14 protein-coding genes and 1 pseudogene are annotated in these 14,628 nt (G+C 73.2%); 3 read left to right on the forward strand and 12 right to left on the reverse strand.

The features are described 5' to 3' along the window. From ACIRO3_RS12305 to ACIRO3_RS12355, 11 genes and pseudogenes are all read right to left on the reverse strand, one after another. Positions 1-250 (reverse strand): annotated as a pseudogene (locus ACIRO3_RS12305) (sulfate ABC transporter substrate-binding protein); the annotation flags it as partial. Between the two features lie 208 nt (positions 251-458). Next, the gene (locus ACIRO3_RS12310; RefSeq protein WP_404135373.1) at positions 459-1,799 is read right to left on the reverse strand and encodes a sulfate adenylyltransferase subunit 1; all 1,341 of its coding nucleotides are present in this window, start codon (positions 1,797-1,799) and stop codon (positions 459-461) included. A gap of 2 nt (positions 1,800-1,801) precedes the next feature. Beyond that, the gene (cysD, locus tag ACIRO3_RS12315) at positions 1,802-2,740 is read right to left on the reverse strand and encodes a sulfate adenylyltransferase subunit CysD (RefSeq protein WP_365999657.1); all 939 of its coding nucleotides are present in this window, start codon (positions 2,738-2,740) and stop codon (positions 1,802-1,804) included. After that, positions 2,737-3,282 (reverse strand): adenylyl-sulfate kinase, encoded by a 546-nt coding sequence (gene cysC, locus ACIRO3_RS12320; RefSeq protein WP_361787067.1) that lies wholly within the window; start codon positions 3,280-3,282, stop codon positions 2,737-2,739. Before cysC ends, cysD begins: the two co-directional genes overlap by 4 nt. Positions 3,283-3,326: 44 nt before the next feature. Then, a complete protein-coding gene (locus ACIRO3_RS12325; RefSeq protein ID WP_361787064.1) occupies positions 3,327-4,028 on the reverse strand; it encodes a phosphoadenylyl-sulfate reductase in 702 nt (233 codons plus the stop codon). Beyond that, complete coding sequence (locus tag ACIRO3_RS12330; RefSeq protein ID WP_361787062.1) at positions 4,025-4,204, reverse strand: hypothetical protein; 180 nt, start codon at positions 4,202-4,204, stop codon at positions 4,025-4,027. Before ACIRO3_RS12330 ends, ACIRO3_RS12325 begins: the two co-directional genes overlap by 4 nt. Further along, entirely contained in the window at positions 4,201-5,913 is a 1,713-nt protein-coding gene (locus ACIRO3_RS12335) for a nitrite/sulfite reductase (RefSeq protein WP_404135378.1), read from the reverse strand. Before ACIRO3_RS12335 ends, ACIRO3_RS12330 begins: the two co-directional genes overlap by 4 nt. Before the next feature lie 227 nt (positions 5,914-6,140). Continuing rightward, on the reverse strand, positions 6,141-6,224 hold the full coding sequence (locus ACIRO3_RS12340; RefSeq protein WP_323178918.1) for a putative leader peptide: 84 nt from the start codon (positions 6,222-6,224) through the stop codon (positions 6,141-6,143). Positions 6,225-6,372: 148 nt separating this feature from the next. Further along, the gene (locus tag ACIRO3_RS12345) at positions 6,373-6,936 is read right to left on the reverse strand and encodes a GNAT family N-acetyltransferase (RefSeq protein WP_404135381.1); all 564 of its coding nucleotides are present in this window, start codon (positions 6,934-6,936) and stop codon (positions 6,373-6,375) included. A 5-nt stretch (positions 6,937-6,941) separates the two neighbouring features. Then, positions 6,942-8,234, reverse strand: coding sequence for a GAF domain-containing protein (locus tag ACIRO3_RS12350; RefSeq protein WP_404136270.1), 1,293 nt, complete (start codon positions 8,232-8,234; stop codon positions 6,942-6,944). Between the two features lie 359 nt (positions 8,235-8,593). Then, entirely contained in the window at positions 8,594-10,237 is a 1,644-nt protein-coding gene (locus tag ACIRO3_RS12355) for an acyl-CoA dehydrogenase family protein (protein ID WP_361787053.1), read from the reverse strand. A 17-nt stretch (positions 10,238-10,254) separates the two neighbouring features. Between ACIRO3_RS12355 and ACIRO3_RS12360 the strand changes: the two genes are divergently transcribed. Both ACIRO3_RS12360 and ACIRO3_RS12365 read left to right on the forward strand, forming a co-directional pair. After that, positions 10,255-11,370 carry a YihY/virulence factor BrkB family protein gene (locus ACIRO3_RS12360; RefSeq protein ID WP_365999654.1) on the forward strand — a complete coding sequence of 372 codons (1,116 nt, stop codon included), beginning with the start codon at positions 10,255-10,257 and terminating at the stop codon, positions 11,368-11,370. Between the two features lie 102 nt (positions 11,371-11,472). Then, positions 11,473-12,186 carry a helix-turn-helix domain-containing protein gene (locus ACIRO3_RS12365; protein WP_404135385.1) on the forward strand — a complete coding sequence of 238 codons (714 nt, stop codon included), beginning with the start codon at positions 11,473-11,475 and terminating at the stop codon, positions 12,184-12,186. A 230-nt stretch (positions 12,187-12,416) separates the two neighbouring features. On the opposite strand, the gene ACIRO3_RS12370 is transcribed toward ACIRO3_RS12365, so the two are convergent. Continuing rightward, positions 12,417-12,830 (reverse strand): VOC family protein, encoded by a 414-nt coding sequence (locus ACIRO3_RS12370; protein WP_365999652.1) that lies wholly within the window; start codon positions 12,828-12,830, stop codon positions 12,417-12,419. 532 nt (positions 12,831-13,362) lie between these two features. On the opposite strand from ACIRO3_RS12370, the gene rsgA reads away from it, so the two are divergent. Beyond that, the gene (gene rsgA / locus ACIRO3_RS12375; protein WP_404135389.1) at positions 13,363-14,469 is read left to right on the forward strand and encodes a ribosome small subunit-dependent GTPase A; all 1,107 of its coding nucleotides are present in this window, start codon (positions 13,363-13,365) and stop codon (positions 14,467-14,469) included. Positions 14,470-14,628: the final 159 nt, after the last annotated feature.

A 14,628-nucleotide genomic window follows, 5' to 3' on the forward strand; every position in this document is an offset into this window, starting at 1 on the left:
CGATGAGGCCTTCCTGGATGCCGACCAGGGCGGTGGCGTGGGTCAGGTTCGGGAAGTATCCGATGCGGACCTCGGACGCGGAGAGCTTCTTGCCCGCGGCGCCGGCGGGCGCGGCCTTGTCGGCCGGCTTGTCCTTTGCGGCATCGGAGCCGTAACCGCAGGAGGCGAGCGCGCCGATCAGCAGCGGCAGGGCGGCGGCGGCGACAACGCCGCGGCGCAGGGTCTTACGGGCGGTACCGGTGGCAGGCACGGGAGAGGTTCCTCTCGAGGCGTCGATTCACGACGCACGTCTTCGTCTTCGTCTACGGGGCGGGGGCGACGCGTGGGGGGTGAGGGCGCGCGAGCGGTGCGCGTACGTCATCACGCACATCGCGCCACCCCTCCCTGGCCGCTGCCGAGGGAGCCGCTGCCGACGCGGCCGCCCTCCTTCGCGAAGGTCGCGTAGATGTCGAGCACGATTAGAAGTCCCACCCTTCCTCGTCCGCCTGCACGGTGGTGTGGGCCTGGGAGGCGAAGGACTCGCCCGCCATGCCCGCGGCCAGGGTGGCGCCGTCGGCCGGGTCGATCAGCAGGAACGATCCGGTACGGCGCGAGGCCGCGTACGCGTCGAGCGCGAGCGGCTCGGCGGTGCGCACGACCACGCGGCCGATGTCGTTCGCGACGAGCTGCCCGGGGTTCGGGTGCTGGGACAGGTCGTCCAGGGTGAGCCGCGAGGGGATCTCCTTGACGATGGCCTTCACCGTGCGCGTCGTGTGCTTGAGCAGCACCCGGGCGCCCACGGCCAGCGGCTGGTCGGCCACGTGGCAGACCGTCGCCTCGACGTCCTGGGTGGTGGCCGGCGCGCTCGCGGACGGCGCGATCAGGTCGCCCCGCGAGATGTCGATGTCGTCCTTCAGACGCAGCGTCACCGACTGCGGCGCCCAGGCGATGTCCACGCTCTCGCCGAGCGCGTCGATCCCCTCGATCACCGAGGTGCGGCCCGACGGCAGGACGGTGACCGGCTCGCCGACGCGCAGCACGCCGGAGGCGATCTGGCCCGCGTAGCCGCGGTAGTCGGGGTGCTGCGCCGACTGGGGGCGGATCACGTACTGCACCGGGAAGCGGGCCGGGCAGGCGGTCAGGTCGTGGCTGACCGGGACCGTCTCCAGGTGCTCCAGCACCGTCGGGCCGCCGTACCAGTCCATGTTCGCGGAGGGCTCCACCACGTTGTCCCCGGCCAGCGCCGAGATCGGGATGGCGGTGATCTCCGGGACGCCCAGGTCGGAGGCGTACGCGGTGAACTCCTCGGCGATCTTCGCGAAGGCCTTCTCCTCGTAGCCCACCAGGTCCATCTTGTTGACGGCCAGGACCACGTGCGGGACCCGCAGCAGGGCCGCGACGGCCGCGTGCCGCCGGGTCTGCTCGATCACGCCGTTGCGGGCGTCGACCAGGACGACCGCCAGGTCGGCGGTGGAGGCGCCGGTGACCATGTTCCGGGTGTACTGCACGTGCCCGGGGGTGTCCGCGAGGATGAACCGGCGCCGGGTCGTCGCGAAGTAGCGGTAGGCCACGTCGATCGTGATGCCCTGCTCCCGCTCGGCCCGCAGGCCGTCGGTCAGCAACGCCAGGTCGGGGGTGTCCTGGCCGCGCTGGGCGGAGACGGCCTCGACGGCCTCCAGCTGGTCGGTCAGGATCGACTTTGAGTCGTGCAGCAGCCGCCCGACCAGGGTGGACTTGCCGTCGTCGACGGAACCGGCGGTCGCGAAGCGCAGCAGCGTGGTCGCCGAGAGATCGGCGAACTGCTCGGTGGTGGCGGTCATGTCTAGAAGTACCCTTCGCGCTTGCGGTCTTCCATCGCGGCCTCGGACATCTTGTCGTCGGCGCGGGTCGCGCCCCGCTCGGTGAGCCGGGAGGCGGCGATCTCGGTGATCACGGCGTCCAGCGTGGTGGCGTCGGAGTCGACGGCGCCCGTGCAGGACATGTCACCGACGGTCCGGTAGCGGATGAGACGCGTCTCGGTGGACTCGTCCCGCTTCGGACCACCCCACTCGCCGGCCGTCAACCACATGCCGTTGCGCTGGAACACCTCGCGCTCGTGGGCGAAGTAGATCTCCGGGAGCTCGATGCCCTCGCGGGCGATGTACTGCCACACGTCCAGCTCGGTCCAGTTGGAGAGCGGGAAGACGCGCACGTGCTCGCCGGGGGCGTGGCGGCCGTTGTAGAGCTGCCACAGCTCGGGGCGCTGGCGGCGCGGGTCCCACTGGGAGAACTCGTCACGCAGGGAGAACACCCGCTCCTTGGCGCGGGCCTTCTCCTCGTCGCGGCGACCGCCGCCGAAGACCGCGTCGAACTTCAGCCGCTGGATCGCCTCCGTGAGGGGGACGGTCTGCAGCGGGTTGCGGACGCCGTCCGGGCGTTCGCGGAGCTTGCCGGCGTCGATGTACTCCTGGACGGAGGCCACGTGCAGGCGCAGGTTGTGCTTCTCCACGGCCCGGTCGCGGTACGCGAGGACCTCGGGGAAGTTGTGGCCGGTGTCCACGTGCAGCAGCGTGAAGGGGACCGGCGCCGGGGCGAAGGCCTTCAGCGCCAGGTGCAGCATGACGATGGAGTCCTTGCCGCCGGAGAACAGCACCACCGGCTTCTCGAACTCGCCCGCCACCTCGCGGAAGATGTGCACGGCCTCCGATTCGAGGGCGTCGAGGTGCGACAGCGCGTAGGGCGCGTCCGTCCCTTCGTGGACGTGTGCGACGGTGGCCGTCATGCCAGACCCCTCTCGGTGAGCAGCGCGTGCAGGGCCGAAGCCGACTCGTGCACGGACTGCGTGTGCGACTCGATGCGGAGGTCCGGGGACTCCGGCGCCTCGTACGGGTCGTCGACGCCGGTCAGACCGGATATCTCGCCCGCCGCCTGCTTGGCGTACAGGCCCTTCACGTCGCGCTCGGAGCAGACCTCGACCGGGGTGGCCACGTGGACCTCCAGGTACGTGGTGCCCTCGGCGGCGTGGCGCTTGCGGACGGCCTCCCGGCTGTCCGCGAACGGCGCGATCACCGGCACGAGGGCCTTGACGCCGTTGCTCGCGAGGAGTTCGGCGACGAACCCGATGCGCTGCACGTTGGTGTGCCGGTCCTCGCGGCCGAAGCCGAGGCCGGCGGAGAGGAACTCGCGGATCTCGTCCCCGTCGAGGACCTCCACCCGGTGGCCCTCGGCGCGCAGCCGCTCGGCCAGCGCGTGGGCGATCGTGGTCTTGCCCGCGCTCGGCAGCCCGGTCAGCCACACGGTGGCGCCCTGGTCGCTCACGCTCATCGTTCTCGTCTCCGTCGGTTCTTCGTTCGCTTGGCGGTCGGCCATCAGCCGTGCAGCCCGCACTCGGTCTTGGCGCGCCCGGCCCACCGGCCGGCCCTGGCGTCCTCGCCCTCGACCACCCGGCGGGTGCAGGGGGCGCAGCCGACGGAGGCGTAACCGTCCGTCAGCAGCGGGTTGGTGAGCACGCCGTGCTCGGCGACGTACGCGTCCACGTCGTCCTGCGTCCAGCGGGCGATCGGCGAGACCTTCACCTTGCGGCGCTTCTCGTCCCAGCCGACGACCGGGGTGTTCGCCCGGGTCGGGGACTCGTCGCGGCGCAGGCCCGTCGCCCAGGCCTCGTACGCGACCAAGCCCTCTTCGAGGGGCTTGACCTTGCGCAGCGCGCAGCACAGGTCCGGGTCGCGGTCGTGCAGCCGGGGGCCGTGCTCGGCGTCCTGCTCGGCCACCGTCCGCCGCGGGGTGAGGGTGATGACGTTGACGTCCATCACGGCCTCGACCGCGTCGCGGGTGCCGATGGTCTCCTCGAAGTGGTAGCCCGTGTCGAGGAAGACCACGTCCAAGCCGGGGGAGACCCGGGAGGCGAGGTGGGCCACGACGGCGTCCTCCATGGAGGAGGTCACCGCGAACTTCTCGCCGAAGGTCTCGCTCGCCCAGCGCAGGATCTCCAGGGCGGAGGCCTCCTCCAGGTCCCGACCCGCCTGCTCGGCCAGCGCCTTGAGGTCGCGCGCATCCTGAACGGTCGTCATGTCTCTTCGCCTCCAACGGTGTTGGACTGAACGCCTCGGGACAGCAGCCCGAGGTACTTCAGCTGGAAGGCTCGGTTGCAGGCCCTGCATTCCCAGGCGCCGTGACCCGTCTCGTTGGGGAACAGGTCCTCGTCGCCGCAGTACGGGCAGTAGAAGGGGGCCGCTCGCTCGCTCACGACAGAGCCTCGTCACTCGCGCGGGTCACCCAGGCGGCGAAGCGCTCGCCGTCCTCGCGCTGCTCCTCGAAGCGCGTGACGACCCGCTCGACGTAGTCGGGCAGACCGGCCGCGGTGACCTTCAGGCCGCGGACCTTGCGGCCGAAGCCGGCCTCCAGGCCGAGCGCGCCACCGAGGTGGACCTGGTAGCCCTCGACCTGGTTGCCGTCGTCGTCCAGGACCAGCTGGCCCTTGAGACCGATGTCCGCCACCTGGATACGGGCGCAGGCGTTCGGGCAGCCGTTGATGTTGATGGTCAGCGGTTCGGCGAAGTCCGGCAGGCGGCGCTCCAGCTCGTCGATCAGCGAGGCGCCGCGCGCCTTGGTCTCGACGATGGCCAGCTTGCAGAACTCGATGCCGGTGCAGGCCATGGTGCCCCGCCGGAACGGGGAGGGCTTGACGCGCAGGTCCAGCGCCTCCAGGGCGGCCACGATCGAGTCCACCTGGTCGGCCTCGACGTCGAGGACGATCATCTTCTGCTCGGCGGTGGTGCGCAGCCGGTCGGAGCCGTGCTGCCGGGCCACGTCCGCGATCTTGGTGAGGGTGGCCCCGTCCACGCGGCCCACGCGGGGCGCGAAGCCGACGTAGAAGCGGCCGTCGTTCTGCTCGTGCACGCCGACGTGGTCGCGCCACTCGCCCGAGGGCTGCTCGGGCGCGGGCCCGTCCGTGAGCTTCCGCTTCAGGTACTCGTCCTCCAGGACCTGGCGGAACCTGGCCGGGCCCCAGTCGGCGACGAGGAACTTCAGGCGGGCGCGGTTGCGCAGCCGGCGGTAGCCGTAGTCGCGGAAGATCGAGATGACGCCCTCGTAGACGTCCGGGACCTCGTCGAGCGAGACCCAGGTGCCCAGGCGCACACCCAGCTTGGGGTTGGTGGAGAGGCCGCCGCCGACCCAGACGTCGAAGCCGGGGCCGTGCTCGGGGTGGTTCACGCCGACGAAGGCGATGTCGTTGATCTCGTGCGCCACGTCGAGCAGCGGCGAGCCGGAGATCGCGGACTTGAACTTGCGGGGCAGGTTGGAGAAGTCGGGGTTGCCGACGATCCGGCGGTAGATCTCGTCGATGGCGGGGCTGCCGTCGATGATCTCGTCCCGGGCGATGCCGGCGACGGGCGAACCGAGGATCACGCGGGGCGTGTCACCGCAGGCCTCGGTGGTCGAGAGGCCGACGGCCTCCAGCCGGCGCCAGATCTCCGGGACGTCCTCGATCCGGATCCAGTGGTACTGCACGTTCTGCCGGTCCGTGAGGTCGGCGGTGCCGCGGGCGAACTCCTCGGAGATCTCGCCGATGACGCGCAGCTGCTCGGTGGTCAGCCGGCCGCCGTCGATGCGGACGCGCAGCATGAAGTACTTGTCGTCAAGCTCCTCCGGCTCCAGGATCGCGGTCTTGCCGCCGTCGATCCCGGGCTTGCGCTGGGTGTAGAGGCCCCACCAGCGCATGCGGCCGCGCAGGTCGTTGGGGTCGATCGAGTCGAAGCCCGCCTTGGAGTAGATCGTCTCGATGCGTGTCCGCACGTTGAGACCGTCGTCGTCCTTCTTGAACTGCTCGTTGCCGTTGAGGGGCGTGTGGTGTCCGACGGCCCACTGACCCTCGCCGCGGTGACGGCCGGTCTTGCGGCGCGCGGCTGCGGCCGCGGGGGCTGCGGCTGCGGGCGTTTCGGGGGTGGCGGCCATGGCGGTACGTCCTTCTCGGGCGGCTCGGGGCAGGGGCAGGGGGCGCGGCAGGGGTGCGCCCCGACGATGCGCCCGCCGGTGAGCGGGTGCGGCACAGTGCCGCTCCTCACCGGGATTGCCGGTGGTCGGAGCGGTGTTCGGCCTTCAGGGGGGCGGGCGGTGCTACGGGTGGTCGACGGGTCCGCGGCGGCGGGGACGGCGTCGACGTGCGGCGGTGGCTGGTTCCGTCAGCGCGCCGGACAGATGGCGCTGGACATGCGGCCGAGGTCGACGTGCCGCCGACTCACCAAGGCAATTCCAGCTGCATCCATGGCGGAAGCGTGGCACGGGCCGATTGGAGGAGTCCACTACTGTCCATCATTCGGACGAACTCGTCTCGGATCATGGGATCGCGTGATCCGGATCACCCCCGTCCGGCCACCGGGGAGGCCAGGGGACCGGGGTGATCCGGGGTAGGGGTCAGGCGCCCGGCCAGGGGCCGGGCGTCGGGGCCTCCTCCTTGGGCTCCGTCTCCGTCTTGAAGACCTTGAAGCCGCGCCGCTCGTAGTTGCCCATCGCCGTGGGTCCGTCCTGGCTGCACGTGTGGACCCAGACGCGCCTGGTCCCCTCCCGGCCCGGCCAGCGGTCGCCCAGCGACCAGGCGGCGGCCACGCCCACCGACAACAGGTGACCGCCGATGCGCCGCCCGCGGAAGTCCGGCAGCAACCCGAAGTACATGATCTCCACGACACCGTCGCCCTGCGGGTCCAGTTCGCAGTACCCCGCCGGGGTGCCGCGGTCGTACGCGACCCACGTCTCCACGCCCGGCCGGCCCAGCTGCTCCACCCACTGCGCGCGGGTCAGCGCGAGCCGGTCCGTCCAGTGGATGTCCCCGCCCACCGAGGCGTAGAGGAACCGGCTGAACTCGGGAGACGGCACCTCCGCCCGCGAGACGGTGATCTCGGGGCCGGGGACGGCCGCGGCGACCAGTTCCTCGGGCGAGGTCATTTCCAGGGACCAGGTGGTGAGTGTGATGGTGCTCATGGACGTCAGGGAATCACATCGTCCGACCGGCCCCGGGGCGGCCCCCAGGGCCCCGCGCCGTCCAGGCGGGCCCTGATCACCCCGGGGGCCGTGGAGTGCGGGAGCAGCTCCGCCGGGCGCTCCGGGCGGATCAGCTCCACCTCCACGTCCTGCGCGAAGCGGTACGGGCGGTGGGCCAGGACCCCCGCGAGCCGCCGCCGCACCCGGGAGAGCTCGGCGCGGACGGTGACCGTACGGGTCGGGTCCCCGAACAGCGCGGCGGACAGTTCCGCCGCCGAGCGCCCCCGCGGGGACTCCGCCAGCAGGAACAGCAGCTCCGCGTGGCGCGGGCTGAGCTCCTGCGACCAACTGCCCGCCGCCCCGTACACGGTCGCCGTCCACGCGCCGGCCCGACTCAGGTCGAGGACCACCCGGCTCGCGGCCGTCGAGGAGGGCCCGGACGCGGCGATCCGCAGCAGCCAGCCGCCGGGCAGCGGCTCCGCCACGCAGTCGCCCAGCTGCGGCAGCCACACGTGGCCCGGACCGAAGCCCTTGGGCAGCGGGATCCGGTCGGCGGGCGCCAGTCCCGTCACGGCGGCGGTCCAGCCGTGCGGGTCGACGGCCACCGCCCGCCCGGTCAGACGGGCCAGCAGCGGGGCCGCCACCGCCCGCAGCCGCTCCAGGGACTCCAGGTGTCGGACCCGCAGCTCGCGCTCGGCGAGCCGGGCCACCGCCCCGACCCACGCCAGCGTGGCCGGGTGCATCGTGGCCAGCGGCCCGCTGACGTCGACCACGCCCAGCAGCCGCCCGTCCCGGGGGTCGTGCACGGGCGCCCCGGCGCAGGTCCAGTCGTGGTGGGTGGACACGAAGTGCTCCGCCGAGAACACCTGGATCGGCCGGCGGGCCACCAGGGCCGTGCCGACGCCGTTCGTGCCGACCACGGCCTCCGCCCAGTCGGCGCCCACCGCGAAGCCCAACCGGTCCGCCTTGCGCAGGATCGAGGCGTGCCCCTCCCGCCACAGCAGCCGCCCGTCCGCGTCCGCGACGACCATGATGTGCAGGGCCTCGTCCAGGGCGGGCAGCAGGCCCTCACGGAGCACCGGCAGGACCTCCCGCAGGGGCGAGACCTGCCGTCGTTCCTCGGTCTCGGCGGCCGACAGCAGCCGCGAGCGCGTGTCCCGGTCCGGGTGCACCCCGCGGGCCAGCATCCGGCGCCAGGACTCGGCGATCTCCGGCCGGGGGGCGGCCGGGGGCCGGTCACCGGCCAGCGCGGCCGCCCGTACCCCCTTGAGCAGACGCGCGGCCTGCCGCGCGTCCATGGCCGTGATGCGTGCCGCGTCGACCGCGTTGCCTGCGGTGTGGGTCACCGGAACCTCCCCGTGCGGAACGGACGTGCGGGGGAAGCCGCCCGGGTGTCCGCGCCGCCGAATTCCCCGTGGCGCGCGCGGCGGGCGATCCCCGACTCGATGGGACGACTGAGGTGCAGGGTTGCAACGGTATGCAACTCTCGCCAAGTCCCGGTCGCCCGACCGAAACTATCGGGACGTCGCCGAGCGGCGTGACAGCTCCTTCCTCGGGGCTACTCGGATCCGGGGTGGTGCCGAGTCGGCGCGGCGCCACTCCCGGTCTTCCGGCCGGCGGGCCCGGATCACGGCAGTGAGCGGTTTGGGGACCACTCCTAGGTCGCGATCCGTGCCCGTGCCACGATCGAACCCAGGTCCAGGCTGTGCGGGAGCGTGCCGAACGCCGTGCCCCAGTCGCCGCCGAGCCGCGAGGCGCAGAACGCGTCCGCCACCTCCGGCGGGGCCCACCGCACCAACAGTGACCCCTGCAACACCAGTGCCATGCGTTCGACGACCCGGCGGGCCCGGGCCTCGATGCCCTCCAGGTCCGCGAGGTCGGTCAGCAGGTCCTTGACGGCGCCGTCCAGCCGGTGATCGGCGCCCCGGGCCAGTCCGACCTCCCGCAGGAAGGCGTTCAGTGCCCGCGGTTCGCGCTGGAGCGCCCGCAGTACGTCCAGGGCCTGGACGTTGCCCGAGCCCTCCCAGATGGAGTTCAGCGGGGATTCCCGCAACAGTCGCGGCAGTCCGGACTCCTCGACGTAGCCGTTGCCCCCCAGACATTCGAGCGCCTCGGCGACCATCGGCGTACACCGCTTGGTCACCCAGTACTTCGCCGCGGGCACCGCGAGCCGCAGGAAGGCCTTCTCCTCGTCGGTGCCGGCGTCGTACGCGGCGGCGAGCCGCAGGGTGAGCACGGTCGCGGCCTCGGACTCCAGGGCCAGGTCGGCCAGCACGTTGCGCATCAACGGCTGCTTGATGAGCGGCGCTCCGAAAGCAGAGCGGTGCTCCGCATGGTGGACGGCCTGGGTCAACGCCTGACGCATCAGCGAGGCCGAGCCGATCACGCAGTCCAGCCGGGTCGCCGCGACCATCTCGATGATGGTCCGCACCCCCCGGCCCTCCTCGCCCACCCGGCGGGCCCAGGTGCCGTCGAACTCGACCTCGCTCGACGCGTTCGACCTGTTCCCCAGCTTGTCCTTCAGCCGCTGGATCGCGAACACGTTGCGGGTCCCGTCCGGCAGGACCCGCGGCACCAGGAAGCAGGTCAGTCCGCCCGGAGCCTGCGCCAGCACCAGGAACCCGTCGCACATCGGAGCGGAACAGAACCACTTGTGCCCGGTCAGCAGGTACTCGCCGGAGGCGTCCAGGGGCACCGCCGCCGTCGTGTTGGCCCGTACGTCGCTGCCCCCCTGCTTCTCCGTCATCCCCATCCCGAAGAGCACCCCGCCCTTCTCCGCGGCCGGCCGCAGGCCCTCCTCGTACACGTGCGAGGTCAGCCGCGGCTCCCACTCGGCGGCCAGCTCCGGATCGGTGCGCAGCGCCGGCACCGCGGCGTGCGTCATCGACACCGGGCAACCGTGCCCCGCCTCGGCCTGCGACCACAGGAAGAACCCGGCCGCGCGGCGCAGGTGCCCGGCCGGGCGCCCCCACGCGTCGGTCAGCCCGGAGGTCACCGCGTGCCCCAGCAGCCGGTGCCAGGCCGGATGGAACTCCACCTCGTCGAGGCGGTGCCCGTACCGGTCGTGCGTGCGCAACCTCGGCGGATTCTCGTTCGCCTGCGCACCCCATTCCTGGGCCTGTCCCGAGCCCGCCGCCCGCCCGAGGGTGGTGAGCTCCTCCCGTACCTCGTCGCGCAGTTCGGGGGAGGCCTCGGCGAGGTGGCGATCCACCCCCTCGGTGAGGGCCCGGTCGCCGGTGAAGGCCTCGTAGCCCACAAGGGGCGGGACCTGGTTGCTGACTGTGTGGGTGGTGGCTGCCATGCGGATACCGTAAGGACGTGCAGCCAGCAAAAGAAACACCCCAGCGGATCCCAGGGCGGCTCCACCGGGCCCGCGCCCTCTACCGCAACGTCTCCAAGCGCAAAATGGGCTGGCTGCTGCTCAAGGACACCGTCAACTCGTGCATCGAGTACCGGATCCTGGGTCTCGCGGCCGAGGCGGCCTTCTTCACCCTCCTCTCGCTCCCGCCGCTCTTCCTGGGCCTGCTGGGCCTGCTCGGGTACGTGGACGGCTGGACGGGCGGCACGTTCGTCGCCAGCATCGAGGAGAACATCCTGCGCGCGGTCGGCACGGTCCTCTCCGACCGGGGCGTCAACGACATCGCCAAACCGATGCTGGACGACGTGACCAGCCGCGGCCGACCGGACCTGATCTCCCTCGGATTCGCCTTCGCCCTGTGGTCCGGTTCCCGGGCGGTCAACGTCTTCATCGACACCATCACCGTCATGTACGGCCTCGACGGTCAGCGCGGCATCGTCAAGACCCGGCTGCTGGCCTTCCTGCTGTACGTGGTCGCGCTGTTGATCGGCGCGATCGTGCTGCCGCTGATGGTCGCCGGCCCGGACGCGGTGGTGCGCCTGCTGCCCTGGAGCACCGAGGTGATCGCGGTGCTCTACTGGCCGACGGTCACCCTCCTCTCCATCGCCTTCCTGACGACGCTCTACCACGTCTCCGTGCCCGTGCGCTCGCCGTGGATCGAGGACGTGCCGGGCGCGTTGGTGGCCCTGGCGATGTGGGTGCTCGGCTCGTTCCTGCTGCGGATCTACCTCACCAACACCGTGGAGGGGCCGACGATCTACGGTTCGCTGGCCGCGCCCGTCGCGATCCTGCTGTGGATCGGCATCTCGGCCTTCGCCGTGCTCGTCGGGGCCGCCGTCAACGCCGCCATCGACCGGGTCTGGCCGTCGGTGGCCACCGCCGCGGCCCGCGAGGCCAACGAGCGGGTACGGGAGGCGGAGGCCGCCCAGCTGATCGCCCGCGCCGCCGCCTGGCGGGCGCTGGCCGAGGGGGAGTCCGAGGACGACGAGGACGCGGGGATGCCCTCGGAGTTCCCCGAGCGCTGGTCGCGGTTCCTGCCCCCCGAGGACTACCACTCCCGGCTGCGCAAGCACTGAGCTTCCCGCCGCGCAGGCACCGAGCTCCGGCCGGGTGGGCCGGGCTCCCGGCCGGGAGGGCGCCGGCCGCGCTGGCGCCGGGCGCGGTCGTAGCCTGGACTCGTGTACGAGGAACGACCTTCCCCGCTGGTCCCGGGCGCCGTGCTGTGGCGCTCCGACGGGCCCGGCGGCACGGTGCTGCCCGACGGTTGCATGGACCTGCTGTGGGCCGGCGGGCGGCTGCTGGTGGCCGGCCCGGACACCGGCCCGCACCCCGCCGGCGAGGTCCCGGGAGCCGCCCCCGGGGGACCTTTCTGGGGGCTGCGGCTCGCGCCCGGGACGGCGCCCGCGCTCCTCGGCGTACCGGCGCACGAGCTGCGCGACCGGCGGGTCGACCTGGCCGGGCTGTGGCCCGGCGCAGAGGTCCGGCGCCTCGCTGAGCGCACGGGCGCGTACGAGGACCCCCGCGACGGCCTGGAGGAGCTGGCCCGGGCCCGCGCCGCCGACAGCGGGCCGCCCGACCCCGTCGCGGCCGCGGTACGGGCCGGACTGCGCGGCGGCCGGTCGGTGGCGACCATCGCCGGGGACGTCGGGCTCGGGGAACGGCAGCTGCACCGACGCTCCCTCGACGCCTTCGGGTACGGCCCCCGCACCCTGGGGCGGGTCCTGCGCCTCCAGCGGGCCCTGGCCCTGATCCGCCGGGGTACGCCGCCGGCGGAGGTGGCGTACGCGGTCGGGTACGCCGACCAGGCCCACCTGGGCCGGGAGGTCCGAGCCCTGACCGGGCGCACGCCCGGGGCCCACGCGCCGCCCCCGGGCCCGGCGGCCGGGGCCTGACCGGCGGACCCTGGCGGGTGCGGGTGCGGGTGCGGGTGCGGGTGCGTGCGGGTCCGGGGCGGGGCCGGGGCCGGTCCGGACGGTGCGCGTCCGGGCGGGTGCGCGTCAGGCGGTGCGGGGCCGGGCGGTGCGGGGCCGGGCGGTGCGGGTCAGGCGCCGGGCGGTGCGCGTCCGGGCGGGTGCGCGTCAGGCGGTGCGGGGCCGGGCGGTGCGGGGCCGGGCGGTGCGGGTCAGGCGCCGGGCCCCGCCGGGGCGTCGGCCGCCGCGAACAGGGAGACCCCGGAACCGTCCGGGTCCAGCACGACGGCGTAGCGCTGCCCCCAGAACGCGTCCCAGGGCTTCAGGTGGCCCGGGTGTCCCGCGGCGGTCAGTTCGGCGTAGAGGGCGTCCACCTCGTCGGGGGAGTCGCACAGGAAGGCCAGGCCGACGCGGCCCTCACCGGCGGGCCGGGTCCAGGACGGGTCGAAAGAGCGGATGACCTCCTCGGTGTCCCAGCCGATCCGCGTGCCGCCCGGCAGGACGGCCTCCACGTGCGGCAGGCCGTCCGCCTCGGGCGGCAGGTCCAGGCCCAGGCGTCGGTAGAAGGCGAGCGAGGCGGCCATGTCGGAGACGACGAGGCCGATCATGTCGAGTCGGGGAGTCATGCGCCCAGTGTGGGGCGCGCGCCGATCGCGGGTCTTGAACGAATCGGACACGTGCCGAACGTTCGCCCGTCGCCCGCCGCCCGCCGTCAAGAAGACGTGGAGACCGCCGGAACCGGCTGCTCACCAGGATCTGCGCGGCGCCGCCGGGCGCGCGCACGGCGGCGGCGCCGATGTCCAGGGCCGGCCTGCTCCAACCCATCGCACCGCGGGGCCTGCTGATGCCGGATCGGGCGCGGCGCCGGACCGCGCTCAAGGCGCCCTCCGTGCGCGAGCAGGGCCTCGGCGAACCGGCCGGAAAAAGAGATGGCGCGGCCCCGAGGAGGCTTGTTACGGTGAGGCCGTTCCGCCGATCGGCGCGGACCATCGGCTCGTGAAGGACCCGGAGGTGAGCTCGTTGATGACTGTCGTCGCGCAGGGCGCTGCCCGCACTCAGAAGACCATCAATGTCACCTCCGTGGTCTCCGGCTGACCTCACACCTCTTCGCGCGCCGCCGAGCGCGCGCTGCCGGGGCCACCCTGTGAAGGGTTCCCCTTGTCTTTCTCCTCTTTCCCGCAGGCCCCGCTCGCGCACGCCCTCGCCCCCTTCGGTTGGGACGACGCGTGGGCGGCCGAGTTCGCCCCGTACGTCGCGCAGGGCCTGGTGCCCGGCCGGGTCGTACGGGTCGACCGGGGCCAGTGCGACGTCATGACCGCGGACGGGATCGTCCGCGCCGACACCGCCTTCGTCACCCCGCACGACCCGCTCCGGGTCATCTGCACCGGTGACTGGGCCGCCGTCGAGGCGGCCGGAAACCCGCGGTACGTGAAGGTCTGCCTGCCGCGCCGGACCGCCTTCGTGCGGTCCACCTCCTCGCAGCGCTCCGAGGGACAGATCCTCGCCGCCAATGTGGACCACGCCGTCATCGCGGTCTCGCTCGCCGTCGAGCTCGACCTCGGACGCATCGAACGCTTCCTGGCCCTGACCTGGGAGTCGGGGGCGCAGCCGCTGGTCGCCTTGACCAAGGCGGACCTGGTCCCGGACCCGATCGCGCTGTCCTACCTGGTGGAGGACGTCGAGACCGCCGCGCCGGGCGTGCAGGTGCTGACCGTCTCCTCCGTGACGGGCGAGGGTACCGACGTCCTCGCCGCGGTCGTCGCGGACGGTACGAGCGTGCTCCTCGGCACCTCCGGCGCCGGCAAGTCCACCCTGGCCAACACCCTGCTCGGCATCGACGTGATGGAGGTGCGGGCAGCCCGTGACGTCGACGGCAAGGGCCGGCACACCACGACCACCCGCAACCTCCTCGCCCTCCCCGGGGGCGGCGTCCTGATCGACACCCCCGGGCTGCGCGGCGTGGGGTTGTGGGACGCCGAGGCGGGCGTCGGGCAGGTCTTCTCGGAGATCGAGGAGTACGCGCGAAACTGCCGCTTCCACGACTGCGCGCACGAGGCCGAACCGGGGTGCGCGGTGCTGGCGGCGCTGGAGTCGGGCGCGCTGGCGGAGCGGCGGCTCGACAGCTACCGCAAGCTGCTGCGGGAGAACCAGCGGATCGTCGCCAAGACGGACGCGCGCCTGCGGTCCGAGATCCGTCGGGACTGGCGGATGAAGTCGGCGGAGGGCCGGGCCAACCACGCGGCCAAGCGGGGCGGCCGCGTCTGACCCGTCCGGCGGACGACCTCCGGCCCGAAGTGGGGCCCCCCCCCGCGGGGGCCCCCCTCCGGACCCCCCCCCCGGCCCCCCCTCGCCGGGCCCCGCTCCGCCGGGCCCCGCTCCGCCGGGCCCCGATCCGCCGGGCCCCGCTCCGCCGGGCCCCGCTCC

It is taken from the genome of Streptomyces sp. NPDC102278, assembly GCF_044766345.1.
Lineage (GTDB): Bacteria > Actinomycetota > Actinomycetes > Streptomycetales > Streptomycetaceae > Streptomyces.